The sequence below is a fragment of the Actinomycetospora lemnae genome, from assembly GCF_028737315.1.
GTDB lineage: Bacteria > Actinomycetota > Actinomycetes > Mycobacteriales > Pseudonocardiaceae > Actinomycetospora > Actinomycetospora lemnae.
The window spans coordinates 247,375-273,883 of the sequence record NZ_JAQZAO010000003.1; the positions used below are offsets into that span (position 1 = coordinate 247,375).

Sequence of the window (26,509 nt, forward strand, 5' to 3'; positions counted from 1 at the left end):
GCTCAGCGCCCCGGGAACACCGGCGGCCGCTTCTCGAAGAACGCGGACACGCCCTCGACGCGGTCCTCGCCGGCCAGGACGCGCGCGACGGCGGCCTCGGTGTCGGCCCAGCCCTGCGCGTCGGCGTCCTGCAGCGCGGCGTCGAGGGCGGCGAGCGTGGCCGTCACGGCGACCGGCGAGCGCGCCGCGATGCGCTCGGCCAGCGCGAGGGCGTGCTCCTCGGCCTGCCCGGGCTCGACGAGGTCGCCGACGAGGCCGAGCGCGTGCGCCCGCGCGGCCTCGAGCGGGTCGCCGGTGAGCAGCATCTGCCGCGCCACCATCGGCGGCAGCGCCCGCGGCCCGCGGAACAGGGCCCCGCAGTTGGCGACGAGCCCGAGCCCGACCTCCGGCAGCCCGAAGCGCGCGGTGCGCCCGGCCACGAGCACGTCGCACGCCAGGGCGATCTCGAAGCCGCCGCCGAACGCGATGCCCTCGACCGCGCCGACCAGCGGCGTCGTCCGCCGCCGGGCGACGACGCCGTAGTTGCCGCCCCGCGGGGTCGGCGCGCCCGGCCCCACCGCGATGTCGGTGCCCGCGCAGAACACCTCGGGCCCGCCGCTGAGCACGCCGCAGCGCAGCTCCGGGTCGTCGTCGAGGGTGTCGAGGGCGCGGTCGAGCGCGATCGTCATGGCGGCGTCGACGGCGTTGCGCTTGTCGCCGCGCGTCATGCGCACCAGGAGGACGTGGCCGCGGCGCTCGGTCCGCACCCGCGCGGCGACCTCCTCGGCGGACGGCGGCGGGGTCTCGGGCCACAGGGAGGTCATGTCTCAATCCTGGACGGTTCCCGGGACGACGCCCGCGGGTCCCTACCGTCGTGCGCAGGCCGACGGAGGGAGATCGCTGGTGTCGCAGACGGTGTCGACGGCGGTGTCGAAGGCAGGGACGAAGGCGGGGTCGACGGCAGGACGAGCCCAGAACACGGACCGGGCCGCGCTCGCGCGGTACCTCGTCGAGCGGTACGCGGCGGGCGTGAGCCTCATGCGTCTGTCCGAGGACACCGGCCGCAGCTTCGGTCACGTCCGCCGCCTCCTGCTCGACGCCGGCGTGACCCTGCGGCCCCGCGGCGGCCGCCGGCCCCGGACGACCTGAGGGCGGGTTCGGCCAGGGTGGGTAACCGCCACCATGGCCAAGGGCGCACAGGACTACGCGAAGGACTACACCCACCCTGAGCTGCGGGAGGAGCTCAAGGAGGAGATCAAGCAGTCCGACAGGGGCGGGGCCCCGGGCAAGTGGTCGGCCCGCAAGAGCCAGCTGCTCACGCAGGAGTACGAGAAGCAGGGCGGCGGCTACGAGCACCCCGACCAACCCACCGACGCCCAGCGCAGCCTCGCCCAGTGGACCGACGAGGAGTGGCAGACCGCCGACGGCTCCACACAGGCCCGCGGCGACGGCGAGACCGACCGCTACCTGCCGAAGAAGGCGTGGGAGCAGATGCCGGACGAGGAGAAGGAGGAGACCCGCCGGCGCAAGCGGGAGGCCTCGAAGAACGGGCAGGGCGACGTCCCGAACACCGCCGCGGCGAAGAAGGAGCGCAAGGGCGCCGAGCTCGACGAGCTGAAGGCGGACGAGGCGGCCAAGGAGGCCCGGCGCATGGAGCCGGACACCGCCCAGCGGGCGCTCGAGCACGAGCGTGACCACCGCGACCGCACCACCGTCGAGCGTGCGCTGCAGAAGGCCGCCGACGAGGGCTGAGCCGGCCCGGGCGGTCAGGCCTGCGCGGTCTCGCTGCGCAGGTCGTCCAGGCCGGTGAGGGCGAGGACGCGTCCGGCGACGCTGTCGCTGGACGCGTGCAGTCGCAGGCCGGCGAGGTCGCGGCGCAGGTCGTGGACGGCCTGCACCGCGGAGCTGGAGAAGACCGAGGCGCCGTCGAGGTCGACCGTCACCTCGCGGGCGCCGCCGCGCGCGGCCTCGAGCACGCGGTGGCGGAAGCGCTCGACGGTCTCGGCGTCGATCGGTCCGGTCACCGCGAGCACGTCGTCGCGCAGCTCGGTGGCGAGGTCCTCGCCGGTGTCGCGGACCGTGGCCGCGGTCTCGTCGCCGTAGGAGCCGACGAGGACGTCGCGGCGCACCGGCGTCACGAGCGTGACCGTGGTGCCGCCGGGCCCGGTGGCCACGTCCACCCGCTCGACGAGCCCGCGCATCATCATCAGCCCGCGCCCGCGCCCGCCCGCGTCCTCGGGGGCCGGCAGCCAGCGTCCGGCGTCGGCGACCGTCACGTGCACCCGCCCGCCGTCGTCCAGGACGGCGTCGACCCGGGCGCCGACGCCGTCGGCGGGCGGCTCCGGGTGGGCGTGCTCGAGGGCGTTGGTGACGGCCTCGCCCACCGCGTGGACCAGCGCCGACGCGTCGTCCTCGCCCACGCCGACGTCGTCGAGCCACGCGTCGAGGGCCCGGCGCACCCGACGGAGGCCGCGGGGCTCGGCGGGGACCTCGACGGCGAGCGGCGACGGCGGCGCCGCCGTGCGCTGCACCGCGAGCAGGGTGGCGTCGTCGGCGTGGCCACCGCCGGTCCAGCCCATGCGCTCCACCGTGAGCGCGGCGATCCGGTCGACCCGCGCGGCGGGCACGGTCGTGCCGGCCTCGACGTCCTCGTGCCCGGCGGCCACGGCGGTCCGGGCGAGCGCCGCGAGGCCCTCGTCGAGCGTGTGTCCCGGGCGCTCGACGAGGCCGTCGGTGTAGAGCACGAGCACCTCGTCGGCGCGGAGCGTGTCGCGCACCGGCGTCGGCGCCGGCGCGCCGGTGCCGAGCGGGCCCGTGACGCCGCCGGTGACCCACCGCGCGGAGCCGCCGGCGGTGACGACGAACGGGGGCGGGTGGGCGGCGGCCGCGACCTCGAGCGCGCCGCTGCGCGGGTCGAGGACGGCGACGCACACGGTCGCCGCGCGGGTGGTGCGCTCGCGCGCGGCGAAGCGGTCCAGCTCGGCGAGCGTGCCCGCGACCCCCCGTCCGCCCGCGAGCGCGTTGCCGCCGACCGCGCGCAGCCGGCCCATCGCGGCGGAGGCCTCGGCGCCGTGGCCCACGACGTCGCCCACCACCACCGCCAGCCGGCCGTCGTCCAGCGGGACCGCGTCGAACCAGTCCCCGCCGGCCGCGAGCTCGCGCTCGGCGACGACGTAGCGCGCGGCGAGCCGGACCCGCGGCAGGACCGGCAGGCCGGCGGGCAGCATCGAGCGCTGCAGGGTGAGCACGAGGTCCTGGGCGGCCGCGCGGCGGCGCTCCGACTCCGCGGCCGAGCGCTCGGCCTGCGTACGCCGCAGGACCTCGTCGGTGACCCGCGCGACGTGCACGGTCATGCCGCGCACCGAGCCGTCGGCGTGGTGGGTGGGGACGAACGTGTAGGAGAACCAGTCCTCCTCGAGGCGACCGTCGCCGTCGCGGTCGACGAGGATGCGCCGCTCGTCGCCGATCACCGGCTCGCCGCGCGTGAACACCTCGTCGAGGGTCTCGAACACCTGCTGGCCCTCGAGCTCCGGCGCGACCTCCCGGATGGGGCGCCCGACGATCCCGGCCCGGAACCCCATCGTCGCCCGCGCGGCGCGGTTGGCGGCGACGACCCGGTGCTCGGGGCCCTCGAACGCCCAGAGCACGGCGGGGATCTCCTCGAAGGCGGCGACGACGTCGGCCGGTGTGCCCGCCGGCGAGTCGACCGGTTCGTCCGCTGCCATGCCACCTAGGTGACCCGGCACCCGCCCTCCCACACGCGGGCATCCGGGCGACCCGCACCGGACCGCTTGCCCCGCTCACTACCGTCGGAGCACCGAGAACTGTGCGGGGGGACGCGATGACGACGACCGCGGTGCCCGCGTCGGACGACGAGGACGACCGGTCGCCCACCGCCACGGCACCCCCGGCCGCGCCATGTGCGGTCCCGCCGCCCTCCCGCGCCCCGGTCCTGCGCCCCGACGCCGCGGCCGGCGTGCGCCTGGTGGCCGTGGCGTTCGGCGTCACCGTCGTCGTCACGCGGCTCTACCTCGAGCTCACGGGCTACCCGCAGATCGGCGGCGGCGAGTACCACCTGGCCCACGCGCTGTGGGGCGGGCTGCTGCTCCTGCTCGGCGGGCTCGTCGCGCTGCTGTGGAGCAACGACTGGGTGCCGCGGGTGGCCGCCGTCTGCGTCGGTGTCGGGTCGGGGCTCTTCGTCGACGAGGTCGGCAAGTTCATCACCGCCCGCAACGACTACTTCACCCCGCTCGCCGCGCCGATCATCTACGGCGTGTTCCTCGGCGTGCTCGGGGTGTCGGTGCTGGCGCGCCACCGCGAGCCCGCGCCCGCGAGGACGCCCACCGAGCACCACGCCGCCGTCCGCGCCCTCCTGCGCGCCGAGTCCCTGCTCCTCCCCCGCTGGGCGCACCGCCTGCTGCTCATCACCGGGTCGGCACTGCTCGGCCTGCTCTCGCTGGTCGGGCTGGTCGTCCTCGTCGCGCTCTGGAGCAGCGACCCGGACGTCAGCATCGTCCTCGACGACCGGGTGGTGCCGCCGGGCACGCGCCCACCGATGCTCGTCGTCGCGTCGGCGGGGGAGGCCGTCGTCGGGGTGCTGCTCGTGCTCGCGGCGGGTGCGCTGACGCTCGGCCGGGACCGGGTCGGGGTGCGCCTGTGCCGCGCGGGCCTGCTCGTCGCCCTCGCCGGGGTCAACGTCGCGCTGGGCTACCTCGACGCCGAGCTCGTCGTCAGCGCCGTCGTCGTCGAGCTCGCGCTGCTCGTGCTGGCCGGGCGCTACCGGTCACGCTTCCTCGCCTGACCGGCCGGCATCCTCCGCGTGGGCGCGGCGCAGCGTGGTCGTGAGCCAGAGCAGGACGTCGTGCAGGCGCAGGCGCGTCGGGCGGGTATCGGGGACGGCCGCCGCGACCGCCGCCTCGAGGGCGGCGAACGCGTCGGCGTTGGCACGCAGGTCCCGGTGCACCACCGCCTCGACGCCGCTGTCGCCCTCCTCGAGGTGGGGGAGCAGGGCGCGGCGCGTGGTGCGCGTCAGGTGCGGGACGAGGTCGGGGTGGGCGTGGTGCCGGGCGGCGAGCACGTGGGCGCCGTACGGCCCGGCCTCCTCGCCGAGCCGGCGCAGCAGCGCGCCGACGGTCCCGGGCTCGCCGAGGACCGAGAGCTCCTCGTCGGGCAGGTCCCAGAACGCGCGCCCCGCGGCCTGCGCGACGAGGGCGTCGACGATCGGCGCGGTCGCGGTGAGCGCGTCGTGGACCGCCTGCCAGCCGTCGCGGTCGAGGCGCCCGTGCAGGCCCTCGCCCAGCAGGACCTCGGCGTCGAGCCCGTGGGCGGCCGGGCGCGTGTCGAACCGCGCCCACCCGTAGGCCGGCACCGCCACCCAGCGACCCTCCGGCGTCCCCGGCGACCGGAGGCGCAGCCACCGTCGGGCGCCCGCGTACCCGACGAGGGCGTCGAGGGCGCGGCCCAGCGGCAGCGGCTCGGGACCGAGGCAGGGCAGCCGCAGGACCGCCTCGGTGTGCGGGATCGCGGTGGCCACGCGCCCATCGTCCCCGTGCTACGACGGCACCGGGGCCCCCACCTCCGTGAGCCCCCGCAGCACCGCCGGCAGCGGCGCGTGGTGCAGCACGCCGAGGCGCTGGGTCGCGCGGGTCAGGGCGACGTAGAGCTCGGCCGGTCCGCGCGGGCCGTCGGCGAGGATCCGCTCGGGCTCGACGACGAGCACGGCGTCGAACTCCAGGCCCTTGGTCGCCGACGGCGCGGTCGCCCCGGGCACGTCGGGCGGGCCGATGACGACGCTGGTCCCCGGCCGGCCCTGCTCGTCGGCGACGAACGCCGCGATCGCCGCGGGCAGCTCGTCCGCGCCGACCTGCCGCGACCACGGGGCGACGCCGCTCGCCCGCACCGACTCCGGCGGCTCGACGTCCGGCGCGAACGCCGCGAGCACCCCCGCGGCGACGGCCATGATCTCGGCCGGCGTCCGGTAGTTGACCGTCAGCGACCGGTACACCCACCGCCCCGGCACGTACCGGTCGAGCACCTCGCCCCACGACGTCGCCCCGGCGGGGGAGCGGCGCTGCGCGAGGTCGCCGACGACGGTGAACCCGTGACCCGGGCAGCGCCGCATGAGCACGCGCCAGTCCATCGCCGAGAGCTCCTGGGCCTCGTCGACCACGACGTGGCGGTAGGTCCAGTCGCGGTGCGCGGCGGCGCGCTCGGCGAGCTCGCGGGTGTCGGTCTCCTCGAAGCGCTCGGCGAGGACGCCGGCGTGGGTGAGGTCGTCGACGCGCACGCCGAGGTCCTCGTCCAGCTCCTCGGTGTCCAGCGTGAGGATCTCCATGACGCCGGCGGCGTACTCCGCCTCCGCCCGCTCCTCGGCCGCGACCCGGCGTTCCTCGGCGCGCACCACCGTCGGGTCGCGCCCGAGCAGGTCGACGAGCTCGTCGAGCAGCGGCACGTCGGAGACCGTCCAGGCGTCGCCGACGGGGCGGAGCAGCGCCGGGTCGGCGCCGGCGGCCCGCAGCCGTTCCGGCGAGGTGGAGAGCGTCGCCAGCACGTCCTGCGGGGTCAGGACCGGCCAGAGCGCGTCGAGGGCGGCGGCGAACCCCTCGTGCTCGGCGAGCTCGTCGGTCAGCTCGGTGCGCATCTGCTCCCACGCGGTGCGGTCGTCGCGGGTCAGCCAGCCCCGCCCGATCCGCGTGATCGCCCGCTCGGTGAGGACGTAGACGACGACCTCGCGGAACACCGCCCGCGCCTCGTTGTGCGGGCGCCCGCTCGCGCGCGCCTCCTCGCGGGCCCACTGCGCGGTGGCGGCGTCGATGCGCACGGTCAGGTCCTGCAGCTCGATCTCCAGCGGCTCGTGGGGCACCTGCTGGCGGTCCGCGACCGCGTTCGCGAGCACGTCGAGGATCGCGAGCGACCCCTTGGCGCGCGCGGCCGCGGGCGTGTCCTCGGCGGTGACGGACAGGCCCGGGACGAGGTAGCCGGGCGTCGCGAACACGACGTCGGTCTCGCCCAGCGACGGCAGCACGCGCCCGATGTGGTCGAGGAACGCGGGGTTCGGGCCGACGACGAGCACGCCGTGCCGCGCGATGCGCTCGCGCTGTGTGTAGAGCAGGTACGCGACGCGGTGCAGGGCGACGACGGTCTTGCCCGTGCCCGGCCCGCCCTCGATCACCGTGACGCCGGGGTGGTCGAGGCGGATGATCTCGTCCTGCTCGGCCTGGATCGTCGCGACGATGTCGCGCATGCCCTCGCCGCGCGGCGCGTCGACCGCCGCGAGCAGGGCCTCGTCGCCGCCGGACTCCCCGTCGAGTTCCCCGTCGAGTTCGCCGAAGTGTTCGTCGGAGAAATCGACCAGTCGGCGCCCGTGCGTGTGGAACTGGCGACGACGGCGCAGATCCTCCGGATGTGCGCCGGTCGCGGTGTAGAATGGTCGTGCTGCCGGGGCGCGCCAATCCAGCAGCAGTGGCGCGTACTCGTCGTCCTCGTCGAGGATCCCGATCCGGCCGATGTAGCGGCGCTCGCCGGTCTCGGTGTCGATCCGCCCGAAGCACAGGCCGCTGTCGGCCACGTCCAGCCGCCTGACCTGCGACGCGAGCGCGCGGACGCGCACGTCGCGGTCCGTCGGCGACTCGCCGTCGCTGCGCAGCGCATCGCGGTGCGCCCGCCGCGTCCGCCCGCGCTCGGCGTCCAGGCGCGCGTGGAGCCCGGCGACGTAGCGCTGCTCGGAGCGCAATTCCTCGATGTGTCCCTGATCCGACACGAGCCTCCTCGCCACATCGGCGGTGCGATGCGCAGAATGGTGCGGGACGACCCGGGTCTTGCGGCAAGACCCCCGACGCGCTATACGTTGGACACGGCGGGAGAAGGGGACACCGTGCGAGGAATCCCGCCGGTCGGGACACCGCGCGGCCGCGCCGGTGCGCCGCCGGGTTCACCTGCCGTTCGCCTGCGTACGTCAGGGTCGGGTATGACCGACGAGCCGTTCATCGTGCCCGGGCGTGACGGGTCCGACGACATCACCGCCGCCGACTCCGGCCAGGGCGCCCCGACCGAGGCCTCGGGCGCCGGCGAGCACCACGCCCCCGACGTCTTCCCGGACCCCGAACCCGACGGGGACACCCTCGCCGACGAGCTGCGCGACCGCCCCACCCCGCCGTTCCGCACCCCCCGGCCCGACCACGACTGACCGTCGCCCGCCCCTCGGGTCAGGTCGTCGCGGCCTCCGCCGCCGCCCGGCCCGTCCCGTACGGCGTCCAGTCGAAGCCCTCGCCGGGCCGCCCCCACACGACGACGAACTCCGCGGGCTCCGGCCCGTCGTTGCGCACCCCGTGCTCGACGCCCGCGGGGGCGAGCAGCGCGTCGCCGGCGACCATCTCGACCCGCTGCTCGCCGAGCGTCATCGTCGCCCGGCCCGCGACGAGCAGGTAGAGCTCGTCGAGCGGCTCGTCGTGGGGGTGGACGTGGTTGCCCTCGGTCGCGCCGGGCGGGAACACCCAGCGGTGCACGGCCACCGGGAGCCGCGTCTGCGTGCGGAAGTACCACTGCGCCCGCACGGGCGCCTCGCCCTCGTGCAGGAGGTAGGGGAAGCCGCCCTCGTCGGCGCGCTCGATGCTCGCTGCGTCCATGGGCCCAGCGTGCGGACCCGGGCGTCCTGTACGGAAGACGTCCGTCGGTGCCGCCCCGTCCGTCCCTGCCCGTCCCGCACATGCCGGGCTGAGCCAGGTCGGGGCCGCGTACCTTCGCGGCCATGACCATGGACGAGGGCTGGCCGTCGCTGCGCGTCGCGGACTGGGAGGACACCCGCGACACGCTGCACATGTGGACGCAGGTGATCGGCAAGATCCGCCTGGCGGCGGCGCCGATGGTCAACCACTGGTGGCAGGTGCCGCTCTACGTCTCGCCGCGCGGCCTCACCACCTCGTCCGTCCCGTGGGGCCGGCGGCTGTTCGACGCGGAGTTCGACTTCGTCGCCCACCGGCTGCGCCTCCGCGTGAGCAGCGGCGAGGAGCGCACGGTCACGCTCGAGCCGAAGCCGGTGTCCGCGTTCTGGGCGGAGACGCGCCGCGCGCTCGACGACCTCGGTCTCGACATCCCGATCAGCACGCGGCCGGTCGAGGTCGTGCGCGCGATCCCGTTCGAGGAGGACGACGAGCACGCGAGCTACGACGCCGACGCCGTGCACCGTTTCTGGGGCCAGCTCGTGGCGACCGACCGCGTGCTGGCGCAGTTCCGCTCGCGCTTCATCGGCAAGGTCAGCCCCGTCCACTTCTTCTGGGGCAGCTTCGACATGGCCGTCACCCGCTTCTCCGGACGTCGCGCCCCCGACCACCCCGGCGGCGCGCCCAACTGCGGGGACTGGGTGATGGTCGAGGGCTACTCGCACGAGCTGTCCAGCGCCGGGTTCTGGCCGGGCGGCGGCGAGGAGGGCGCCTTCTACGCCTACGCCTACCCGGAGCCGGCCGGCTTCCGCGAGCACCCCGTGCGCCCCGCCGAGGCGTACTACTACGAGGCCGGCGGCCAGTTCCTGCTGCCCTACGAGGCCGTGCGCACCAGCGCGGACCCGGAGGCCACGCTGCTCGAGTTCCTCCAGGACACCTACGAGGCGGCCGCCGACCACGGCGACTGGGACCGCGCCGAGCTCGAGGACGACCCCGTGCGGCGCGCCTCGCCGCGGTAGGGGCTCAGAGCACCTGGTGGCCGTACATCTCGCCGAGCGGGTCGGCGATGAGCTCGATGCGCGCGCCGTCGGGGTCGCGGAAGTAGACCGACACCCCGCTGTGGACCTCGTGCTCGACGCCGGCCTCTTCGAGGCGCGCGACGAGCTCCGACCAGCGCTCCGGCTCGACGCTGATGGCCAGGTGGTGCAGGCCGCCGAGCACCTCGGCGTAGGGCCCGACGTCGAGGCCGGGGAAGTCGAAGAAGGCGACGAGGTTGCCGTTGCCGATGTCGAAGAAGAAGTGCGACGAGCCGGGGTAGTCGCGGTTCTCGATCAGCTCGGTGAGCGGGAAGCCGAGCACGTCCTGGTAGAAGCGCACGGTCCGCTCGACGTCGCTCGACACCAGGGCCGTGTGGTGCAGCCCGCGCGCGGTGGACGCGGGCCGCTCGGCGAGGGGCTTGAGGTGGGCGTCGCGGATGCGGTCCCGCTCGGCGTCGAGGGTGGCGGTGTCGACGGTCATCGGACTCTCCCCGGTAGAGGTTGACGTGTCACCTATCTTGCCTCCTGTTCGGTGACACGTCAACGAGTAGCATCGATGACATGGCCGGCCCCCGGTGGCTCGACGACCACCAGCAGCGCGCGTGGCGCGGATACCTCGCGATGCAGGCGCAGCTGCAGGCGCAGCTCGGACGCCGGCTGCAGGCCGAATCGGGGATCTCGCTCGCCGACTTCGACGTGCTCGTGGCCCTGAGCGAACGCGACGCGCCCCTGCGCGTCCAGGAGCTCGCCGACGGGCTGCAGTGGGAGAAGAGCCGGCTGTCCCACCACCTCGCGCGGATGCAGAAGCGCGGCCTCGTGGAGCGCCAGGACTGTCCCGACGACGCGCGCGGGGCGTTCATCGTCCTGAGCATCGAGGGCCGTCGGGCGATCGAACAGGCGGCGCCGGGGCACGTCGAGGCGGTGCGGGCGTTGGTGTTCGACGGGTTGGACGACCGGCAGGTCGAGGCCTGGGCGGCGATCTCCGACGAGGTCCTGGCGCGGGTGGAGCAGGACCGGGCGAAGGGTTCCTGAGGCGGTCTCAGCGTTCGGGGTCTGGGTGTCGGGGGTCCGGGCTACGGTCGAACACATGAGCGAACAGGTGGGTGCGGCCGAGCGGGAGGCGCTCGAGCGTGCCCGCGCGGACGTGGTCGCCCAGCGCGCCGGCTACCACCGCCGCCTGCAGGCCATCGCCGCGCTCGCCGACCTCGGCACCGCGGTGGCCACCGGTTACCGCTCGACCGAGGCGCTGCTCGCCGACCGGGACAACCTCGACCGCGCCGACGCCACGCGCCTGGTGGCCGAGGCCGGCGACCTGTGCGCGCGGACCGCGGTGACCGGGGAGCTGCTGCCCGCCCGGTTGCCGGCCACCGCCGACGCGCTGGCCGCCGGCGCGATCGACCCGGCCCATGTGAAGATCATCCGGGAGACGATGCGCCACCTCGCCGGGCTCGCGACCCCGCCGCCGGCCCAGGAGTGGTGCGGGGTGGAACGCACGCTGGCCGAGCAGGCGCGGGTGCTGCCGCCGCGGCTGCTGCGACGGTTGGCCCAGGGCATCGTCGATCTCTACGACCCCGACGGTGCGGCCCCGCGCGACGGGCAGGACGAGTTCGACGAGCTGCGGCTGCACCGGCGCCGCGACGGGTCGCTGGTGTTCAAGGGCCGTCTCGGAGACCCGATGGACGCCGAGATGGTCATCGAGGTGTTCGGCGTCCTCGCCGCGCCGGCCGGCGCGGAGGACGAGCGAGGCCTGGTCAAGCGCAACGCCGACGCGTTCACCGAGCTCGTCCAGGACGCCCGCGGCCCCCGCGGCCTGGCGACCGACACCCGCCACGAGCACCGCGACGACGAGCCCGCACCCGACGCCGACACGGACATCGACACCGACGCCGACACCGATGGCGCGGCCACCCGCGACGGCGAGCCGTGCGCTGACGCGGGGCCCGAGGTCGAGCCGGGCACGGACGTCGAGCCCGAGGACACCCATTGCGAGGGCGAGCGCCCGCTCGCGCTGATCCCCGCGCCGCGCCGCCCCGACCCCTCGACGCCGGCCGGCAGCTGGACCGAGCGGCCCGGCCGCGCGCTGCTCACGGTCACCATCGACCACCGCTGGCTCTGCGCGGCCCTCGGCGAGCGCGGCGGCTACGGCACCCTGGACTCCGGGCACCCCGTCGACCCGGCCACCGTGCGCCGCTGGGCCTGCGACGCCGAGATCGTCCCCATGATCCTCGGATCGACATCAGAACCCCTCGACGTCGGCCGCCGCCAGCGCACCGCCCCCGACGCCCTGCGCCGCGCGCTCAACCTCCGCGACGGCGGCTGCGCGTTCCCCGGCTGCACCCGGCGCCCCCGACGCTGCCACGCCCACCACATCCGCCACTGGCTCGACGGCGGCGACACCGCCCTGCACAACATGTGCCTGCTCTGCCGGTTCCACCACCAGCTCGTCCACCGCGGCGGCTGGCAGATCGCGATGGTCGACGGCACGCCCTGGTTCACCCCGCCCTGGGTCGTCGACACCCAACGACGACCCCGCCCCGGCGGACGGCCCCGCGTCCCCCTCTGAACGCGGAGACACCTCGGGGATGGGGGCAGCGGTCAGCGCGACGGGCGGGCCAGCTCGCCCTGCCGCGCGGCCTTGTCGGGCTCGGACATCTGCCGGTTCTCGGCCACCTGCTGCTGGGTGGCCTCGTCGCCGCCGACGACGTGGTCGTCGCCCGCCATCAGGGCGTCGATGCCCTGGCGCGCGACCTGGGTCCGGTCGTTCTTCCAGCTGTCGTCGCCGAAGCGGGTGTCGCCCATGCCGGCGCGGTGGTGGAACTCGGAGTCGGTCGCCCCGGGCAGCAGCGCGGTGACGGTGATGCCGTCGGCGCGCAGCTCCTCGCGGATCGACTCGGCGAAGGAGAACCCGAACGCCTTGGTCGGCCCGTAGACCGGCTCGTACGGGGTGGGGGTGGTCGCCGAGGTCGAGGAGACGACGAGGATGCGCCGATCGCCCTGGTCCGGGCCCTGCGCGAGCATCGCGCGCACGACGCGCTTGGCCATGTGCACGGTGCCCGCACAGTTGATCGCGATCATGCGCAGCTCGTCGTCGAGGTCGGTGTCGGCGAACGCCCCACCGACCCCGACGCCGACGTTCAGGCAGGCCACGTGGAGGGGGCGGTCGAGGTCGGCGACGAACGTCCAGAAGGCCTCCACGCCCTCGTACGTCGCGGCGTCGGCCTGCAGCGGGAAGACGTCGACACCGAGCTCGCGGAGCGACACCGCGGCCTCGTGCACGCGCCCGCTCTGCCCGGAGATCGCGACGTCGTGGCCGCGGCGGGCGAGCTCGGCGGCGAGCTCGTAGCCGATGCCGGACGAGCCACCGGTGACGAGGGCGAGCGGTCGGGTGGGAGCCATGGCCGGGGGGTGCCCCACGGCGGGGCGATGATTCTCCGCCGTGCCGGCCGTCCCACCCGGCATGGACAGGATCGCGGGAGGACCCGCCGTGGACGACGTCTGGACGATGGTGCACGCGGAGCGCGCGGCGCTGGTCGAGGACCTGCGCGGGGTCGACGCCGCGCGGTGGGACACGCCGTCAGCGTGCGCGGGGTGGAGCGTGCACGACGTCGTCGCCCACCTCGTCGACAGCGCCCGGACGACGAAGCTCGGCTTCGTGGCCGCGCTGGTCCGGGCCCGCTTCGACTTCGACCGGCTCAATGAGCGCGGCGTCGCCCGCGAGCGTGGGGCGGCACCGGCGGAGACCCTCGAGCGGCTCGCCCGCGTCGTCACGCGGACCGGGTCGCCACCCGCGCCGCTGGACACCCGCCTGGTCGAGGAGGTGGTGCACGGCGAGGACGTCCGCCGGCCCCTCGGCCTCGCGCACACCTACCCGATCGACGCGGTCGTCCGCGCGCTCCGGCTCCAGGTGCGCACCCCGGCGTCGTTCGGCGGCGCGAAGGAGCGCATGGCCCCGCTGCGTCTGCGGGCCACGGACGCCGACGTCGTGATCGGCGACGGCCCGGAGGTGCGGGGCACGGCGCTGGCGCTCCTCCTCGCGGTCAGCGGGCGCCCGGTGCGCCCCGACGAGCTCGCGGGACCGGGCCTCGCCGCCCTCGTCGCAGGGAGCTGAGCACGCGGCTCGGGTACTTCCCGCCCGTTCGGGACCACACCGGTGGCGAGGTCCTCTTCGGCATCGAGACGGCGGCGATCGTCGGTGCCCTGCCCGACCCCGCCGAGCTCTCCGGCGTCCGCGTCCCTCCGCCCGCTGCTCAGCGAGCTGGCCGCGACCCGGACCGTCGACGCCTGAGGAGCCGCCTCAGCGTGCCCCGCGCAGCCCCAGCGTCCCGAGCCACTCGGTGATCCCGTCGAGCGCGGCCTTGGCGCCGGCCTCGGTCTCGGGCGCGGGGTCGAAGGTGCGCGCGTCGCCCTCGCCGCTGACGTGCTTGGCCGCGAACGGGATCGGCACGGTGGCGGCGACCGGCACCATGCGCAGCGCGAGCAGCACGGGCAGGAGCGCCTCGGCGGCGCGCGCACCCGCGGCGACGCCGCCGTAGCCGATGAGCGCGACGGGCTTGCCGGCCCACTCCTGGTTGAGGTGGTCGAGCGCGTTCTTCAGCGCGGCGTTGTAGCTGTGGTTGTACTCGGGGTGCACGATCGCGAAGGCGTCCGCGCGGGCGACCGTCGCGCTGAAGGCCTTCGTCGAGTCCAGCGTGTAGCGGCCCAGGCGCGGGTGCTCCGGCTCGGCGAACATCGGCAGGTCGACGTCGGCGAGGTCGACGATCTCCACCTCGAAGCCCTCGGAGGCCCGCGCGTAGTCGGCGAACCAGCGCGCGATCGGGTCGCCGATCCGCCCGGGGCGGGTGCTCGCGACGATGATCTGCAGCAGCGGGCGGCGCTCGGCCTGCGTCATGGGGCTCCTCCGATGGCTCGGATGGTTGTTCCTACAACCATCCTCCTCCTCGCCGGCGCGCGGCGCGCGCGGGCGTCCGTCACGGTGGGACGGTGCCCCGCCGTGTCCCGCTCGGAACCGGGTGGGACCGCGTCGCCGTGCTGGTCGACGACCGTTGGGTCGAGCGCACCGCCCGCCGTCCCGACGCCGAGGCCGGCCTGCGTCGCGAGACCCACCTCCTGCCCTGGCTCGCCGACCGGCTGCCGCTGGCGGTGCCCCGGCCCGTCGTGGTCGGCGAGGCACCCCTGACGGTGCGGCACGCGCTGGTCCCGGGCTCCGCGCTGGACGCCCCGACCGCTGACCACGCCCGACGCCTCGGTGCGTTCCTGCGCGCGCTGCACGACGTCCCGCTCGCCGACGCCGTCGCCCGGGGCCTGCCCGACGCCGCCACCACCGCGGGGTGGCGACGCCGCGCCTTCGCGCGCTTCGAGACCGAGGTCGCCCCGCGCCTGCCCGACGACCGGCGACTGCGGGCGGCCCTCGACCGCCTGCGCGAGGTCCCGCCGTCCGCCGTCGTCCACGGCGACCTGCGCGCCGAGCACGTGCTGGTCGTCGACGGGGAGCTCACCGGCGTCATCGACTGGGGCGACGCCCGCGCCGGCGACCCCGCCAAGGACCTCGAGTGGCTGCTGCTCGACACCGGCCACGCGCCCGCGGCGATCGAGGCCTACGGGGAGGACCTCACCGCCCGCGCCCGCGACTGGCGTGCCGTGGGCCCCTGCTACGCGGTGGTCCACGGCCTCGACACCGGCGACGACGCGCTCGTGGCGACCGCGCTCGACGACCTGCGGACCGGCGCCTGACGTCCGGTGATGTCGGGTGCGCGAACAGTGCGTGACGGCGCGGCGCTGCGGCTCCCGGCGCCCCGCGCGACCCACCACGCTGGTCGGTGTGGTCGACCTGGTGCGCTCCGAGCACCCCGACGCCCGGCTCGTCGCCGTCTCGCTGCGGCGGGGTCCCGACGACGTCGGGGTGCGCCTGACGGTGCCGGGACGCGTGCGGGTCGTGGAGACCGAGGTGGCCGACCGCGTCGCCCGCCTCCTGGACGCCGCCGTCGCCCACGCGCGCGGCGCGGGGCTGCCGGCCGAGATCGACCTCGACCGCCTCGTCACCCGCGCCGAGGCCGACGTGACGGGACGCCGCCGGGCCTGATCGACCCCGTGACGACCCCGCCGCGCCCGGCACCGCCGGCCGGTGTCACAGCCCGGGCCGCCCGTCTCGTCTGGGGGACATGAGCACAGCAGCGCAGCGCATGCAGGTCCTGGTCGTGGGTGCCGGGTACGCGGGGGCCACGGCCGCCGTGCGCCTGGCCGGACGGGCGGCGGGGCGGGTGGACGTCACCGTCGTGAACCCACGGCCCGGCTTCGTCAACCGCCTCCGCCTGCACCACGTCGCGGTCGGGCAGCGGGTCCCCGCGCCGACCCTGTCCACGATGCTGGGGACGGGCGTCCGGTTCGTCGAGGGCCAGGTCACCGACCTCGGCCTCGACACCGGCCGGGCGGTCGTCGCCGGTCCCGGTGGGCCCCGCACCGTCCCGTTCGACCGGCTCGTCCTCGCCACGGGCAGCACCACGGAGGTGCCGGTGCCCGGCGGCGAGCACGCGCACGCCGTGGGCGACATCGGCGCCGCCCGGCGTCTGCGGCAGGCGCTGGACGGGGTCGGCGCCGGGTCGGACGTCGCCGTCGTCGGGGGCGGGTTCACCGGGCTCGAGACGGTCGCCGAGCTGGCCGAGAGCCGCCCGGACCTGCGGGTCCGGCTGGTGACCACCGGGGAGGTCGGCGCGTGGTTCACCCCGCACGGCGCCGAGCACGTCCGGCGCACCCTGGGGACGCTGGGCGTGGAGGCCGTCGGCGGGAGGAGGGTGACGGCCGTGGAACCCGACCGCGTGCTCCTCGACGACGGCGACGCGCTGCCCGCGGCGCTCACGGTCTGGTGCGGCGGGTTCTCCGCCCCGTCGCTGGCCTGGAACGCCGGGCTCGGCGTCGACGAGCGCGGCGCCGTGCTCACCGACACGCGGCTGCGCGCGCTCACCCACCACCACGTGCTCGCGGTCGGCGACGCCGGGCACGCCCCTGCGCCGGGCGGCGGCCGCTACAGCATGTCCTGCCAGTACGCGTTCCCGTCGGCCGCGCACGCGGCGGACCTCCTGGTGGCCGAGGCGCTCGGCACCCCCGACGCCCGCCCCCTCGACCTCGGCTTCACCGCCCGCGTGGTCAGCCTGGGCCGCCGCCACGCCGTGCTGCAGCCCACCGACCGCCGGGACACCGCGCGGGGCCGGGCGGTCACCGGGCGGACGGCCCTGGCCACGAAGTGGTTCCAGACCCGGGGCACCGTGGCCGCGATCGGCGTCGAGCGCCGGTTCCCCGGCGCCGTGCGGTGGCCGCACGCCGCGGCCACGCGTCCGGTTCCGGCAGGGTCGGCCGCGTGACCCGCACCGAGGAGTTCACCGCGCACCGGTCGCTGCTGTTCGCGATCGCCTACCGCATCCTCGGCAGCGTCGCGGAGGCGGAGGACGCGGTGCAGGAGACCTGGCTGCGCTACGAGTCGTCGACGACCGAGCCGGTGTCGGTGAAGTCGTTCCTCTCGGCGGTGGTCACGCGCGTCGCGATCGACGTGCTGCGCTCGGCGCGGGTGCGACGGGAGGCCTACGTCGGGCCGTGGTTCCCGGAGCCCCTGCTCGACGACCCGTACGAGGACCCGGAGCGCTCGGCGGAGCTCGCGGACTCGGTGTCGATGGCGGCGCTGCTGCTCCTCGAGCGCCTCACCCCGACCGAGCGCGCGGTGTTCGTGCTGCGGGAGGTGTTCGGGTTCGGCTTCCCGGAGATCGCGCGGGCGGTCGGGCGCTCGGAGGAGGCGTGCCGGCAGCTCGCGGTGCGCGCCCGCCGGCACATGGAGGAGGGGCGCCCGCGGTTCGAGGCCGACCGTCGCGAGCGCGAGGAGCTCGCCGCCCGCTTCGTCGACGCGCTGCGCGAGGGCGACCTCGACGGGCTCACCGAGCTCCTCGCCGCCGACGTGTCGGCGGTCGCCGACGGCGGCGGCAAGGGTCCGGCCTTCGCCCGCCCGGTCGCCGGTCCCACCCGGGTCGCGCGGCTCCTCGCCGGCTTCGCGACGCTCATGGACGGGGTGGCCGAGGTGGCGTCGCAGCAGGTCAACGACCAGCCCGGCGTCGTCGTGCGCGACCGCGACGGCCTCCTCGTCGCGGTGCTCGCCCTCGACGTCTCCGACGGGCGCATCCAGACGATCCGCACGGTGGTCAATCCCGACAAGCTCCGCCACCTGGGGCCCGTCGCGGACGCCTGGCGGCTGCGCGAGGAGGCCATCGCCCGGCGGCGGCCGCCGGGGGACGACGCCGCGCGGTGACGTCCCGGTCCGACGGCGCAGCGTGAGGTCGTCGGACGTGGTCGGCGTCCGCGTGGTCCCAGGGCAGGATGGTGTCGTTCACCGACGACCGGGGAGGTGCGGTGGCGACCATCAGGGACAGCGCCGTGGCGACGTCGGCGGGCCGGGCGCCCGCGCGCCTCTTCGACGCCGACGCCGACGACGCGTTCGACCGGCTCGCCCGCCTGGCCACCTCGCTCACCGGCGTGGCGCTCGGGGCCGTGTGGCTCGTCAGCGACGATCGCGCCTTCCTGCGCAGCGCGGCCGGGCCCGGGACCGCGACGCCCGCGGCGCGGGACGCCCGGCAGCGGGGGACGCCGGTCGAGCGGTCGCTGTGCTCCGTCGTGCTCGGGCAGGACGCGGCCGCGTGGGTCGAGGAGGCCGGCGACGAGCCGCACGCCCGCGGCTGGGTGGAGACCACCTTCACCGACGTCCGCGCCTTCGCCGGCGTCCCCGTGCGCGACCCGGAGGGCGCGGCGATCGGGGTGCTGTGCGCGGTCGACGCCGACCGCCACTCCTGGTCCGACCACGACCGCGACGTCCTGACCACCCTCGCCCAGGCCGCGACCGGCGAGGTCGCCCTGCGCTCGGCGCTGGCCCGGTCGCGGGCCGAGGGGTCGGCGGCCGCGCGCCGCGCCGCGGCGTCGGACCACGCCGCCGCGGAGGCCGGCCGGCAGGCCCGCGAGGCCGGGGTCCAGGCCCGGGAGGCGGACGCCGCCGTCGTCCGCTACCGCGAGCAGGCCCGCTCGGCGGGGATACAGGCCGCGACGTCCGACCAGCTCGCCGCCGATGCGCAGCGGCTGGCGAAGCTCGCCGAGGAGCACGCCGCGGAGGCCGACGAGTTCGCCGCGACCCTGCGCCAGAGCCTCCTGCCGGCGCGCCTGCCCGCCTTCCCCGGCGTCGAGGTCGCCGCCCGCCACCGGCCCGGCACCGGCGCCTCGGTGCTCGGCGACTTCTACGACCTGTTCCCCACGCCCGACGGCTGGGGCGCGGTCGTCGGTGACGTCTGCGGCAAGGGCCCCCACGCGGCCCGGACCACGGCGCTGGCGCGATCGACGGTGCGCGCGCTCGGGCACACCGACGAGGACCCGGCCGCCGTCCTCGCGGCCCTGCACGGGGTGCTGCACGTGTGGTTCGACCAGCGCCCGAGCTTCGTCACCGCCGTCTACGCGGGCATGGCGCCGCGGACGGAGGCCGAGGGGCTCGCGATCGGCGTCGCGAGCGCCGGGCACCCGCCGGCGGTCCTGCAGCGCCGGGACGGCACCGTCGTCGCCCTCGAGGGCGGGGGCCGCGCGCTGGGCATCCGCGAGGAGCCGCGGGTCGCCCTGGAGCGCGTGGCCCTGGACGTCGGCGACCGACTGATCCTCGTCACCGACGGCGTCACCGAGGCCCGTCCGGCCGGTGGTGGCGAGCTGGAGCTCGAGGGCCTGCTGGCGGTCGTCGAGGGCCTCGACCCGGCGGGGAGCGCCGACGTCACCGCCGACGGCGTGCTCGCGGCCGTCGACGCCCACGCCGACGGCGCGGCGCTCGACGACACCGCGCTGCTGGTCATCCGGGCGGGACGGCGTCCCGGGGGGTGATGCGTCCGACCGGTCGAGGGAGGCTGCACCGGGTTGAGGAGGGCGGTGCCGGGGCAATCCCACCGCCGCGATGACGACACCAGACGCCGCCGGTGACGACGACACCGCCTGGCCCGAACCCCTGCGGGTCAGCGTGCCCGCGCGCGCGGACCACGTGCGGACGCTGCGCCACCGGCTGTCGGCGTGGCTCGGCGAGGACCACCTGGACGCCGACCTCGTCGAGGACCTCGTCATGGCGACGTCCGAGGCGCTCGAGAACTGCTGCGACCACGCCTTCGTGTCGGCGTCGTCGGTCGGCACGATGACGCTCACCGCGCGGGCCGTCGACGACGCGCTGGTCATCACCGTCGGCGACGACGGGATCTGGCAGGCGCCCGGGCGGGAGACCACCGGCCGCGGACGCGGGCTGGCGATGATGCGTCAGCTCGTCGACGACGTGGCCGTCGAGTCGGGGCCGGGCGGCACGGAGCTCGCCCTCACCCGGTACCTGCACCACGCCACGGGTCGACCGCAGCACTGACGGGGCGGGTCGAGGAGGCCGCGCCCCGTCAGCCGGCGATCGGGCGTCGGTGCTAGAGGACGTCGATCGACACCGAGTTGCCGCTGAGGTTGTCGTTCAGGATCTCGTTGCAGGAGATGTTCAGGATGTTGGCGCCGCCGACCGGGGCCTGCGCGAGGGCGTTGCCGAGGAACGAGTCGCCGCTGATGCCGCCGTTCGCCTCGGCCGAGCCGCCGGTGACGTTGCAGTCTCCGCTGGACTCGCGCTCGTGGTGCTCGTGCTCGTCGTGGCACTCGGTGGCCGACGCGAGCGGGGCGGCGGCGAGCAGGCTCGCGGCGACGCCGACCGTGACCACACCCAGCTTTTTGATCAACGTGTGTACTCCTCGGAGAGCATGTCGGGGGAGCGCGGTCACGCGGCCGGGCAGGCGGCCCGGTCGGTGACCACGACCTCCCAACGACCACTCCGAGGAGTGGTGACGCCTCGGGACACCGTCACGCTGACGAGTGACGGTGGGTAGCGAGATGCGGCCGACGGTCGCCCAGCGTGTCCCTCGGTCGGCCGGATCGTGACACCCGGACGGCGCACGCCCGCGGGCATCGGATCGCCCCGTCGGCGCAGGGATCACGCAGAGCGCACGCGCAGCACCGACCCGACCGCGCCCACCGCGACCATGACGATGACGAGCCCGAACAGCACGACCGCCACCGGCGCCAGACCCCACACGTCGACGGCCACCCCGGCGACCATGCTCGTGACGGCGGCGGCGAGGTAGCAGAACAGGTAGACCGCGCTGAGGGTGCCGGCGTGCGCGCCGTCCGGGCTGCGCTCGAGCAGGACCCGCATGGCCCCGGCGAACGCGACGCCGAAGCCCGCCCCGGCGACGACGGCCGCGGCGAGGTACGCGGCGAAGCTCCCGACGGCGATCGCCCCGACGAACCCGGCGACGCCCACCACCAGGCCCGCCGCCCCACCCGCGAGCGCCCGGGTGGCGCGCAGCCGGTTCGCGGTCAGGCCCGCGACCGGCCCGGCGAGGTGGTAGACGGCGACGGTGAGCGCCCCGCTGAACAGGTCGCCCCGCCCGAGCACCGAGACCGCCAGCGACGGGGACAGGGCCTGGGTGAAGCCGCCCAGGACGTAGGTCGCGGCGACCAGCAGGCAGACCAGCCCGAACACCGGGCGCGCGCTCGTCGGGACCCGGACCACCGGCCGCAGCGACCGCACGGCCGCGGCCCCGCTCCCGCGCGTCACCGTCTCCGGCAGGAGCACCACGGCGATCGCCGCGAGCGTGAGCAGCGCGGCGACGACCACGAACGACCAGACCGGCGCCCCGCCCGGCGCGAGCTGCACCGCGGCGCCGGAGGCGAGTGCGCCGATCGCGATGCCCCCGGGCGGTGCACCGCTGGTCACCGCGCCGGCCAGCCCCGGCCGCGACGGCGGCGTCAGGTCCACGACGAACGCGCCGAGGGCGGACAGCGCGAGCCCGACCGAGAGCCCTTGGACCGCCCGCCCGACGATCAGCGGCGCCGCCGAGTCGACGGTGGCGAGCACGAGGCACGCGACCGCGCCGACCAGCAGGGCCGGCACGCCGACCCACCGCCGGCCGAGGTGGTCGGACAGGCTGCCGCAGCACAGCAGCGCCGCGAGCAGCGGGAGGATGTAGATCGCGAAGGCGCCGGTGAGCGCGACCGTCGAGACGCCGTACGTCTGCTGGTAGACGACGTAGAGCGGCGCGGGGACGCCGGCCGCCGCGCAGGCGACGACGAAGGCGAGGGACGCCGTCGTGAAGGTCGCCAGCGGGCGGGCACCGCTGCGGGGCCGGGTCCGGAGCCGCAGCACCGGGGGCACTCAGGCCGACCGGGCGTCGAGGAGCACGTCCTCCAGCGTAGGCGGCGATCACGCGGTTTCGCGGCGGGAGCCGAGGGGGACGCCTGCCGCCATGACGCGAGGGGACGAGGCGGTCTCGGCGGGTGGAGCAGGCCGACCGGGGGAGCGGACCGACGGACGGCCCCGGGTGGTCGTCGTGGGCGGCGGGTTCGCCGGCTACAACGCCGTCAAGGCGCTGGCCCGCACGGTGGGCGACAGCGCGGAGGTCATTCTGGTCAGCCCGACCAACTACTTCCTCTACCTGCCGCTGTTGCCCGAGGTCGCGAGCGGTGTCGTCGAGCCCCGGCGGATCTCCGTGTCGCTGGCCGACACCCTGCCGCGCGGGGTGGCGCACGCCCAGGGGGAGGTCGACGACGTCGACCTCGACGCGCGGACCGTGCGGTGGATGGACCCCGAGGGCCGGCACCACACCACGGGGTACGACCGCCTCGTGCTCGCGGTCGGCAGTGTGCACAAGCTCATGCCGATCCCCGGGCTCAGCCGCTACGCACACGGCTTCCGCGGCATCCCCGAGGCGCTCTACCTGCGCGACCACCTCATCCGGCAGATCGACCTGGCGGCGGGTGCCGACGACCCGGAGGAGCGCCGCGCCCGCTGCACGTTCGTCGTGGTCGGCGCGGGCTACACGGGCACGGAGGTCGCGGCCCAGGGCGTGCTGTTCACCCGCGACCTCGCGCGCTCGCGCGGGCTCGCCGCGGACGAGGTGCGCTGGCTGCTCGTCACGCGGGGGGAGGTCCTCTCCGGCCTCGACCCCCACCTCGGGCGCACCGCCGACCGCGTCCTGCGCGACCGGGGCGTCGAGGTGCGCACCGGCGAGACGGTGGAGGAGGTGACCGAGGACGGCGTGCGGCTGCGCAGCGGCGAGCAGGTGCCGACCCGCACCCTCGCCTGGTGCGTGGGCGTCCGCCCCGATCCGCTCATCGAGGGCGTCGGCCTGGAGCTCGCCGAGGGGCGGCTGGTCGTCGACCGGACCCTCCAGGTGCCCGGGCACCCCGACGTCTTCGCCTGCGGTGACGCGTCCGCGGTCCCCGACCCCGGGCGCCCCGGCAAGTACACCGCGATGACGGCCCAGCACGCCGAGCGCCAGGGCAAGCTCGCCGGCCGCAACGTCGCCGCGTCGCTGCGGGGTGGCCGGTGCCGCCCGTACCAGCACCGCGACCTCGGGTTCGTCGTCGACCTCGGCGGCACCGACGCCGCCGCCAACCCCCTGCACCTGCGCCTCGCCGGCCTCCCCGCCAAGACGGTGGCCCGCGGCTACCACCTGCTCTCGATGCCCGGCAACCGGCTGCGCACCGCCGCCGACTGGCTGCTCGACGCCGTCCTCCCGCGCCAGTCGACGCAGCTGGGCCTGGTCCGCTCGGTGTCGGTGCCGCTTGACTCGTCGTCACCCGAGGTGCCCCACCACCCGCAGATGGCCTTCCCGCCCGAGCGCGCGTCGGGCGACGTGGGGCGCTGACACGGCTTTCCCGGCCCGGCCCCGGCGCCCTACCGTGTGACCGTCGTCACCCATGGACCCGGGGGAGGTGCCGTGGAGCACCCGCTGCTGCGCCCGGCGTCGAGCTACGACGAGCTCTGGCGCCAGGTCGACTTCACGACGATGGCGATCCCGGAGCGCTTCAACCTCGGGGTCGCGTGCGCCGACCGGCAGGACCCGGACGCCCGCGCCCTGACGGTCGTCGAGCGGGACCGCACCTCGCACGACCACACGTTCGGCGAGGTCACGGAGTCCGCGAACCGCCTCGCGAACGCGCTGGCCGCGCTCGGCGTCGGGCGCGGCGACGTCGTCGGGCTGGTCAGCCCGGCGTCGTTCGAGACCGGCGTCGGCTTCGTCGCGATGTTCCGGATGGGCGCGATCGCCCTGCCGCTGTCGTCGCTGTTCGGGCCCGACGCCCTGCGCTACCGGCTGCGGGACGCGGGCGCGAAGGCCGTCGTGACCGCCGCGGCCAACGCCGACCGGGTGCGCGAGGCGCTGGACGACGGCGGCGAGCCGATCCCGTTGCTGGTGATCGGCGGCGCGGGCGCCGCGTCGTACGAGGACGCCCTGGCGGCCGCGTCGCCGGCGTTCACCCCGGTGGACACGGCGGCCGAGGACCCGGCGTTCCTCATCTACACCTCGGGCACCACCGGCGACCCCAAGGGCGCGCTGCACGCCCACCGCATCGTGTTCGGGCACCTGCCGGCGTTCGAGGCGATCTTCGAGTTCTACCCGCAGCCGGACGACGTGCTGTGGTCCCCGGCCGACTGGGCCTGGATCGCCGGGATCATGGACATCCTCGTGCCGGCGTGGTTCCACGGCCTGCCCGTGGTGGTCGACCGTGAGCCGGCGTTCAGCGCGGAGCGCGCGGTCTGGCTCATGCGCACGTTCGACGTCACGCTCACCCTGCTGCCGGCCACCGCCCTGCGGGTCATCCGGGCGTCCGGCATCGAGGGTGGCGGTTTCGCGTTCCGGTCCGTCGCGTCCGGCGGGGAGGCCCTGGGCGCGGACCTGCTGAAGTGGAGCGAGGAGTTCTTCGGCGCGACCGTCAACGAGGGGTACGGGCAGACCGAGCTCAACGCCTGCATCGGCAACTGCGCGTCGGTCTACCCCGTCCGCCCGGGGTCGCTCGGCAAGGCGCTGCCCGGGTTCACGGCGGTGGTGCTCGACGACGACGGCGAGCCGGTGCTGGACACGGTGGGCGAGCTCGCGCTCGACCGCCGGACCCCCTCGACGATGCTGGAGTACTGGCGCAACCCGACGGCGACCGCGGAGAAGTTCCGGGGGGAGTGGCTGCTCACCGGCGACCTCGCCCGCCAGGACGCGGACGGCTACGTGTGGTTCGAGTCCCGCAAGGACGACGTCATCACCTCGGCCGGCTACCGGATCGGCCCGGGCGAGATCGAGCAGAGCCTGGGCGGGCACGAGGCCGTGGCCATGGCCGCGGTCGTCGGGGTCCCCGACGAGCGGCGCGGGCAGGTGCCCAAGGCGTTCGTCGTCCTGCGGCCCGGGGTCACGGCGTCGGAGGAGCTGGCCGACGAGCTGCGCGCGCACGTCCGGGCACGGCTCGCCGCGCACGAGGTGCCCGCCGGGATCGAGTTCCTGGACGAGCTGCCCCGCACCACCACGGGCAAGATCCTGCGTCGCGCGCTGCGGGAGGACTGACTACACCGGGACCGGTTCGCCCCGGCGCAGCGACGCCCGGTACGGGTCCGGCGAGAGCAGCGCCGCGACGATCGTGATCAGCACCATCGCCGACATGTACACCGCGATCCAGTCGTAGCCCCCGGTCGCGTCGAGCAGCGCGGTGGCGATCACCGGGGCCAGGCCGCCGGCGAACACGCTCGCGCCCTGCGCCCCGATGGACGCCCCGCTGTAGCGCACCTCGGGCTCGAAGAGCTCGGAGAAGTACGCCGGCTGCGGCGCGTAGACCGCCGAGTTGCCGACGTTCACCGCGATCACGGTGGCCAGCACGATCAGGGGGACCGACCGGGTGTCGAGCGCCCAGAAGTAGGGCCAGCTCATGAGCAGCAGCACCAGCGAGCCCCACAGCACGACCGGCTTCCGGCCGAACCGGTCGCAGGCCCAGCCGTAGAACGGGATGCTGGCCAGCCCGATCGCCGACGAGACGATGACCGCGAGCAGCAGGTCGCCACGCTGCATCCCCAGCACGACCGTGCCGTAGGTCAGGACGAACGTGGTGTGGATGTAGAACGTGCTGTTCTCGGCGAACCGCAGGCCGGCGGCGCGCAGCACGTTCCCCGGCTGGCGGCGCAGGACGGCGAGCACCGGCTGGCGCTCGATCTTGCCGGCCGACTTCGCCTGCTCGAACACCGGCGACTCGGCCACCCGCAGCCGGATGACGATGCCGACGGCGACCAGCACGATCGAGGCCAGGAACGGCACGCGCCAGCCCCAGGACAGGAAGGCCTCGTCCGACACGATCGCCGACATGATCAGCAGCGAGGTGTTGGCGATGAGCATGCCGGCCGGCACCCCGGTCTGCGGGAAGCTGCCGAAGAACCCGCGGCGGTGCGGCGGCGCGTACTCGACGGCCATCACCGCGGCCGCGCCCCACTCCCCGCCCAGGCCGATGCCCTGCACGATGCGCAGCAGTACGAGGATGATCGGCGCGGCGACCCCGATCGTCTCGTACGTCGGCAGCAGCCCGACGAGGAACGTCCCGCCGCCCATCATCACGACCGACAGCACCAGCATCGACTTGCGGCCGATGCGGTCGCCGAAGTGCGCGAAGACGACGCCGCCGAACGGCCGGGCGACGAACCCGACGCCGAACGTCGACAGCGCGAGCAGCGTGCCGGTCAGGGGGTTCGCCGTCGGGAAGAAGAGCTTGTTGAACACCAGCGCGGCGGCCGCGCCGTAGACGAAGAAGTCGAACCACTCGATCGACGTGCCGATCAGCGTCGCGCCCGCGACCCGTCGCGTCTCGGCGGCGGTCGGGGCAGGGCGTGCACCCGGGTCGGGATCCATGGCTCGACCTCCTCCGGCCCTCCGTCGGGCGGATAGGTGAAATTGGTGTGATGAACACCATACGGAGCGGAGCGGTCCGGTCACCAGGGGTCGTCCCGAC

Annotated in this window: 27 protein-coding genes; 16 read left to right on the forward strand and 11 right to left on the reverse strand. The window is 75.7% G+C overall.

All coding sequences use genetic code 11. The features are described from left to right. Nucleotides 1-2: 2 nt before the first annotated feature. Complete coding sequence (locus PGB27_RS08120) at nt 3-803, reverse strand: enoyl-CoA hydratase-related protein (protein ID WP_274199856.1); 801 nt, start codon at nt 801-803, stop codon at nt 3-5. A 79-nt stretch (nt 804-882) separates the two neighbouring features. Between PGB27_RS08120 and PGB27_RS08125 the strand changes: the two genes are divergently transcribed. Both PGB27_RS08125 and PGB27_RS08130 read left to right on the forward strand, forming a co-directional pair. Beyond that, a complete protein-coding gene (locus PGB27_RS08125; RefSeq protein WP_274199857.1) occupies nt 883-1,128 on the forward strand; it encodes a helix-turn-helix domain-containing protein in 246 nt (81 codons plus the stop codon). Between the two features lie 33 nt (nt 1,129-1,161). Continuing rightward, complete coding sequence (locus PGB27_RS08130; RefSeq protein WP_274199858.1) at nt 1,162-1,731, forward strand: hypothetical protein; 570 nt, start codon at nt 1,162-1,164, stop codon at nt 1,729-1,731. A gap of 14 nt (nt 1,732-1,745) precedes the next feature. Here the strand turns inward: PGB27_RS08130 and PGB27_RS08135 are convergent, their stop codons facing one another. Continuing rightward, nucleotides 1,746-3,704 carry a SpoIIE family protein phosphatase gene (locus PGB27_RS08135; protein ID WP_274199859.1) on the reverse strand — a complete coding sequence of 653 codons (1,959 nt, stop codon included), beginning with the start codon at nt 3,702-3,704 and terminating at the stop codon, nt 1,746-1,748. A 116-nt stretch (nt 3,705-3,820) separates the two neighbouring features. Here PGB27_RS08135 and PGB27_RS08140 point away from each other — a divergent pair, with 116 nt between their 5' ends. Further along, nucleotides 3,821-4,780 carry a hypothetical protein gene (locus tag PGB27_RS08140; RefSeq protein ID WP_274199860.1) on the forward strand — a complete coding sequence of 320 codons (960 nt, stop codon included), beginning with the start codon at nt 3,821-3,823 and terminating at the stop codon, nt 4,778-4,780. Here PGB27_RS08140 and PGB27_RS08145 read toward each other — a convergent pair. Together PGB27_RS08145 and helR are read right to left on the reverse strand one after the other, a co-directional pair. Beyond that, nucleotides 4,763-5,512, reverse strand: coding sequence for a hypothetical protein (locus PGB27_RS08145; RefSeq protein ID WP_274199861.1), 750 nt, complete (start codon nt 5,510-5,512; stop codon nt 4,763-4,765). The two genes, PGB27_RS08140 and PGB27_RS08145, sit on opposite strands and share 18 nt — an antisense overlap. Nucleotides 5,513-5,530: 18 nt before the next feature. Next, on the reverse strand, nt 5,531-7,738 hold the full coding sequence (helR, locus tag PGB27_RS08150) for an RNA polymerase recycling motor ATPase HelR (RefSeq protein ID WP_274199862.1): 2,208 nt from the start codon (nt 7,736-7,738) through the stop codon (nt 5,531-5,533). A 207-nt stretch (nt 7,739-7,945) separates the two neighbouring features. Here helR and PGB27_RS08155 point away from each other — a divergent pair, with 207 nt between their 5' ends. Next, the gene (locus tag PGB27_RS08155; protein ID WP_274199863.1) at nt 7,946-8,164 is read left to right on the forward strand and encodes a hypothetical protein; all 219 of its coding nucleotides are present in this window, start codon (nt 7,946-7,948) and stop codon (nt 8,162-8,164) included. Nucleotides 8,165-8,183: 19 nt separating this feature from the next. Here PGB27_RS08155 and PGB27_RS08160 read toward each other — a convergent pair whose 3' ends face one another. Continuing rightward, nucleotides 8,184-8,603 carry a cupin domain-containing protein gene (locus PGB27_RS08160; RefSeq protein ID WP_274199864.1) on the reverse strand — a complete coding sequence of 140 codons (420 nt, stop codon included), beginning with the start codon at nt 8,601-8,603 and terminating at the stop codon, nt 8,184-8,186. Between the two features lie 122 nt (nt 8,604-8,725). On the opposite strand from PGB27_RS08160, the gene PGB27_RS08165 reads away from it, so the two are divergent. Next, nucleotides 8,726-9,655, forward strand: coding sequence for a DUF5996 family protein (locus PGB27_RS08165; RefSeq protein ID WP_274199865.1), 930 nt, complete (start codon nt 8,726-8,728; stop codon nt 9,653-9,655). Nucleotides 9,656-9,659: 4 nt separating this feature from the next. On the opposite strand, the gene PGB27_RS08170 is transcribed toward PGB27_RS08165, so the two are convergent. Next, nucleotides 9,660-10,154 carry a VOC family protein gene (locus PGB27_RS08170; RefSeq protein WP_274199866.1) on the reverse strand — a complete coding sequence of 165 codons (495 nt, stop codon included), beginning with the start codon at nt 10,152-10,154 and terminating at the stop codon, nt 9,660-9,662. Nucleotides 10,155-10,234: 80 nt separating this feature from the next. Here PGB27_RS08170 and PGB27_RS08175 point away from each other — a divergent pair, with 80 nt between their 5' ends. Together PGB27_RS08175 and PGB27_RS08180 are read left to right on the forward strand one after the other, a co-directional pair. Further along, nucleotides 10,235-10,705, forward strand: coding sequence for a MarR family winged helix-turn-helix transcriptional regulator (locus PGB27_RS08175; RefSeq protein ID WP_274199867.1), 471 nt, complete (start codon nt 10,235-10,237; stop codon nt 10,703-10,705). Nucleotides 10,706-10,760: 55 nt separating this feature from the next. Beyond that, nucleotides 10,761-12,236, forward strand: a complete 1,476-nt coding sequence (locus PGB27_RS08180; protein WP_274199868.1) for an HNH endonuclease signature motif containing protein — start codon at nt 10,761-10,763, stop codon at nt 12,234-12,236. Nucleotides 12,237-12,268: 32 nt separating this feature from the next. Here PGB27_RS08180 and PGB27_RS08185 read toward each other — a convergent pair whose 3' ends face one another. Beyond that, nucleotides 12,269-13,069, reverse strand: coding sequence for an SDR family NAD(P)-dependent oxidoreductase (locus PGB27_RS08185; protein ID WP_274199869.1), 801 nt, complete (start codon nt 13,067-13,069; stop codon nt 12,269-12,271). Nucleotides 13,070-13,157: 88 nt separating this feature from the next. Here PGB27_RS08185 and PGB27_RS08190 point away from each other — a divergent pair, with 88 nt between their 5' ends. Next, the gene (locus PGB27_RS08190; RefSeq protein ID WP_274199870.1) at nt 13,158-13,781 is read left to right on the forward strand and encodes a maleylpyruvate isomerase family mycothiol-dependent enzyme; all 624 of its coding nucleotides are present in this window, start codon (nt 13,158-13,160) and stop codon (nt 13,779-13,781) included. A 186-nt stretch (nt 13,782-13,967) separates the two neighbouring features. Here PGB27_RS08190 and PGB27_RS08195 read toward each other — a convergent pair whose 3' ends face one another. Further along, nucleotides 13,968-14,561, reverse strand: coding sequence for an NADPH-dependent FMN reductase (locus PGB27_RS08195; protein ID WP_274199871.1), 594 nt, complete (start codon nt 14,559-14,561; stop codon nt 13,968-13,970). A 92-nt stretch (nt 14,562-14,653) separates the two neighbouring features. Here PGB27_RS08195 and PGB27_RS08200 point away from each other — a divergent pair, with 92 nt between their 5' ends. The 6 genes from PGB27_RS08200 (at nt 14,654) to PGB27_RS08225 (ending at nt 20,078) form a co-directional block, all read left to right on the forward strand. Continuing rightward, a complete protein-coding gene (locus PGB27_RS08200) occupies nt 14,654-15,403 on the forward strand; it encodes a phosphotransferase (RefSeq protein ID WP_274199872.1) in 750 nt (249 codons plus the stop codon). 88 nt (nt 15,404-15,491) lie between these two features. After that, on the forward strand, nt 15,492-15,752 hold the full coding sequence (locus PGB27_RS08205) for a hypothetical protein (RefSeq protein ID WP_274199873.1): 261 nt from the start codon (nt 15,492-15,494) through the stop codon (nt 15,750-15,752). A gap of 79 nt (nt 15,753-15,831) precedes the next feature. Beyond that, nucleotides 15,832-17,028, forward strand: a complete 1,197-nt coding sequence (locus PGB27_RS08210; RefSeq protein WP_274199874.1) for an NAD(P)/FAD-dependent oxidoreductase — start codon at nt 15,832-15,834, stop codon at nt 17,026-17,028. Beyond that, nucleotides 17,025-17,960, forward strand: coding sequence for an RNA polymerase sigma-70 factor (locus PGB27_RS08215; RefSeq protein ID WP_274199875.1), 936 nt, complete (start codon nt 17,025-17,027; stop codon nt 17,958-17,960). Before PGB27_RS08210 ends, PGB27_RS08215 begins: the two co-directional genes overlap by 4 nt. 101 nt (nt 17,961-18,061) lie before the next feature. Beyond that, nucleotides 18,062-19,558 (forward strand): PP2C family protein-serine/threonine phosphatase, encoded by a 1,497-nt coding sequence (locus PGB27_RS08220; protein ID WP_274199876.1) that lies wholly within the window; start codon nt 18,062-18,064, stop codon nt 19,556-19,558. Between the two features lie 70 nt (nt 19,559-19,628). After that, the gene (locus PGB27_RS08225) at nt 19,629-20,078 is read left to right on the forward strand and encodes an ATP-binding protein (protein WP_274199877.1); all 450 of its coding nucleotides are present in this window, start codon (nt 19,629-19,631) and stop codon (nt 20,076-20,078) included. Nucleotides 20,079-20,130: 52 nt separating this feature from the next. Here PGB27_RS08225 and PGB27_RS08230 read toward each other — a convergent pair whose 3' ends face one another. Continuing rightward, entirely contained in the window at nt 20,131-20,430 is a 300-nt protein-coding gene (locus tag PGB27_RS08230) for a hypothetical protein (RefSeq protein WP_274199878.1), read from the reverse strand. A 251-nt stretch (nt 20,431-20,681) separates the two neighbouring features. Further along, nucleotides 20,682-21,896, reverse strand: coding sequence for an MFS transporter (locus tag PGB27_RS08235; protein WP_274199879.1), 1,215 nt, complete (start codon nt 21,894-21,896; stop codon nt 20,682-20,684). Between the two features lie 175 nt (nt 21,897-22,071). Between PGB27_RS08235 and PGB27_RS08240 the strand changes: the two genes are divergently transcribed. Together PGB27_RS08240 and PGB27_RS08245 are read left to right on the forward strand one after the other, a co-directional pair. Beyond that, entirely contained in the window at nt 22,072-23,400 is a 1,329-nt protein-coding gene (locus tag PGB27_RS08240) for an NAD(P)/FAD-dependent oxidoreductase (protein ID WP_274199880.1), read from the forward strand. 72 nt (nt 23,401-23,472) lie between these two features. Continuing rightward, entirely contained in the window at nt 23,473-25,083 is a 1,611-nt protein-coding gene (locus tag PGB27_RS08245) for an AMP-binding protein (RefSeq protein ID WP_274199881.1), read from the forward strand. Here PGB27_RS08245 and PGB27_RS08250 read toward each other — a convergent pair whose 3' ends face one another. Beyond that, the gene (locus PGB27_RS08250; protein WP_274199882.1) at nt 25,084-26,409 is read right to left on the reverse strand and encodes an MFS transporter; all 1,326 of its coding nucleotides are present in this window, start codon (nt 26,407-26,409) and stop codon (nt 25,084-25,086) included. Between the last annotated feature and the right edge of the window lie 100 nt (nt 26,410-26,509).

Excerpts from the sequence above, each read along its gene's own strand:
- PGB27_RS08120 (WP_274199856.1), bottom strand. The coding sequence starts at position 803 with ATGACCTCCCTGTGGCCCGAGACCCCGCCGCCGTCCGCCGAGGAGGTC.
- PGB27_RS08130 (WP_274199858.1), top strand. The coding sequence starts at position 1,162 with ATGGCCAAGGGCGCACAGGACTACGCGAAGGACTACACCCACCCTGAG.
- PGB27_RS08135 (WP_274199859.1), bottom strand. The coding sequence starts at position 3,704 with ATGGCAGCGGACGAACCGGTCGACTCGCCGGCGGGCACACCGGCCGAC.
- PGB27_RS08140 (WP_274199860.1), top strand. The coding sequence starts at position 3,821 with ATGACGACGACCGCGGTGCCCGCGTCGGACGACGAGGACGACCGGTCG.
- PGB27_RS08155 (WP_274199863.1), top strand. The coding sequence starts at position 7,946 with ATGACCGACGAGCCGTTCATCGTGCCCGGGCGTGACGGGTCCGACGAC.
- PGB27_RS08160 (WP_274199864.1), bottom strand. The coding sequence starts at position 8,603 with ATGGACGCAGCGAGCATCGAGCGCGCCGACGAGGGCGGCTTCCCCTAC.
- PGB27_RS08165 (WP_274199865.1), top strand. The coding sequence starts at position 8,726 with ATGACCATGGACGAGGGCTGGCCGTCGCTGCGCGTCGCGGACTGGGAG.
- PGB27_RS08170 (WP_274199866.1), bottom strand. The coding sequence starts at position 10,154 with ATGACCGTCGACACCGCCACCCTCGACGCCGAGCGGGACCGCATCCGC.
- PGB27_RS08175 (WP_274199867.1), top strand. The coding sequence starts at position 10,235 with ATGGCCGGCCCCCGGTGGCTCGACGACCACCAGCAGCGCGCGTGGCGC.
- PGB27_RS08180 (WP_274199868.1), top strand. The coding sequence starts at position 10,761 with ATGAGCGAACAGGTGGGTGCGGCCGAGCGGGAGGCGCTCGAGCGTGCC.
- PGB27_RS08185 (WP_274199869.1), bottom strand. The coding sequence starts at position 13,069 with ATGGCTCCCACCCGACCGCTCGCCCTCGTCACCGGTGGCTCGTCCGGC.
- PGB27_RS08195 (WP_274199871.1), bottom strand. The coding sequence starts at position 14,561 with ATGACGCAGGCCGAGCGCCGCCCGCTGCTGCAGATCATCGTCGCGAGC.
- PGB27_RS08210 (WP_274199874.1), top strand. The coding sequence starts at position 15,832 with ATGAGCACAGCAGCGCAGCGCATGCAGGTCCTGGTCGTGGGTGCCGGG.
- PGB27_RS08225 (WP_274199877.1), top strand. The coding sequence starts at position 19,629 with ATGACGACACCAGACGCCGCCGGTGACGACGACACCGCCTGGCCCGAA.
- PGB27_RS08250 (WP_274199882.1), bottom strand. The coding sequence starts at position 26,409 with ATGGATCCCGACCCGGGTGCACGCCCTGCCCCGACCGCCGCCGAGACG.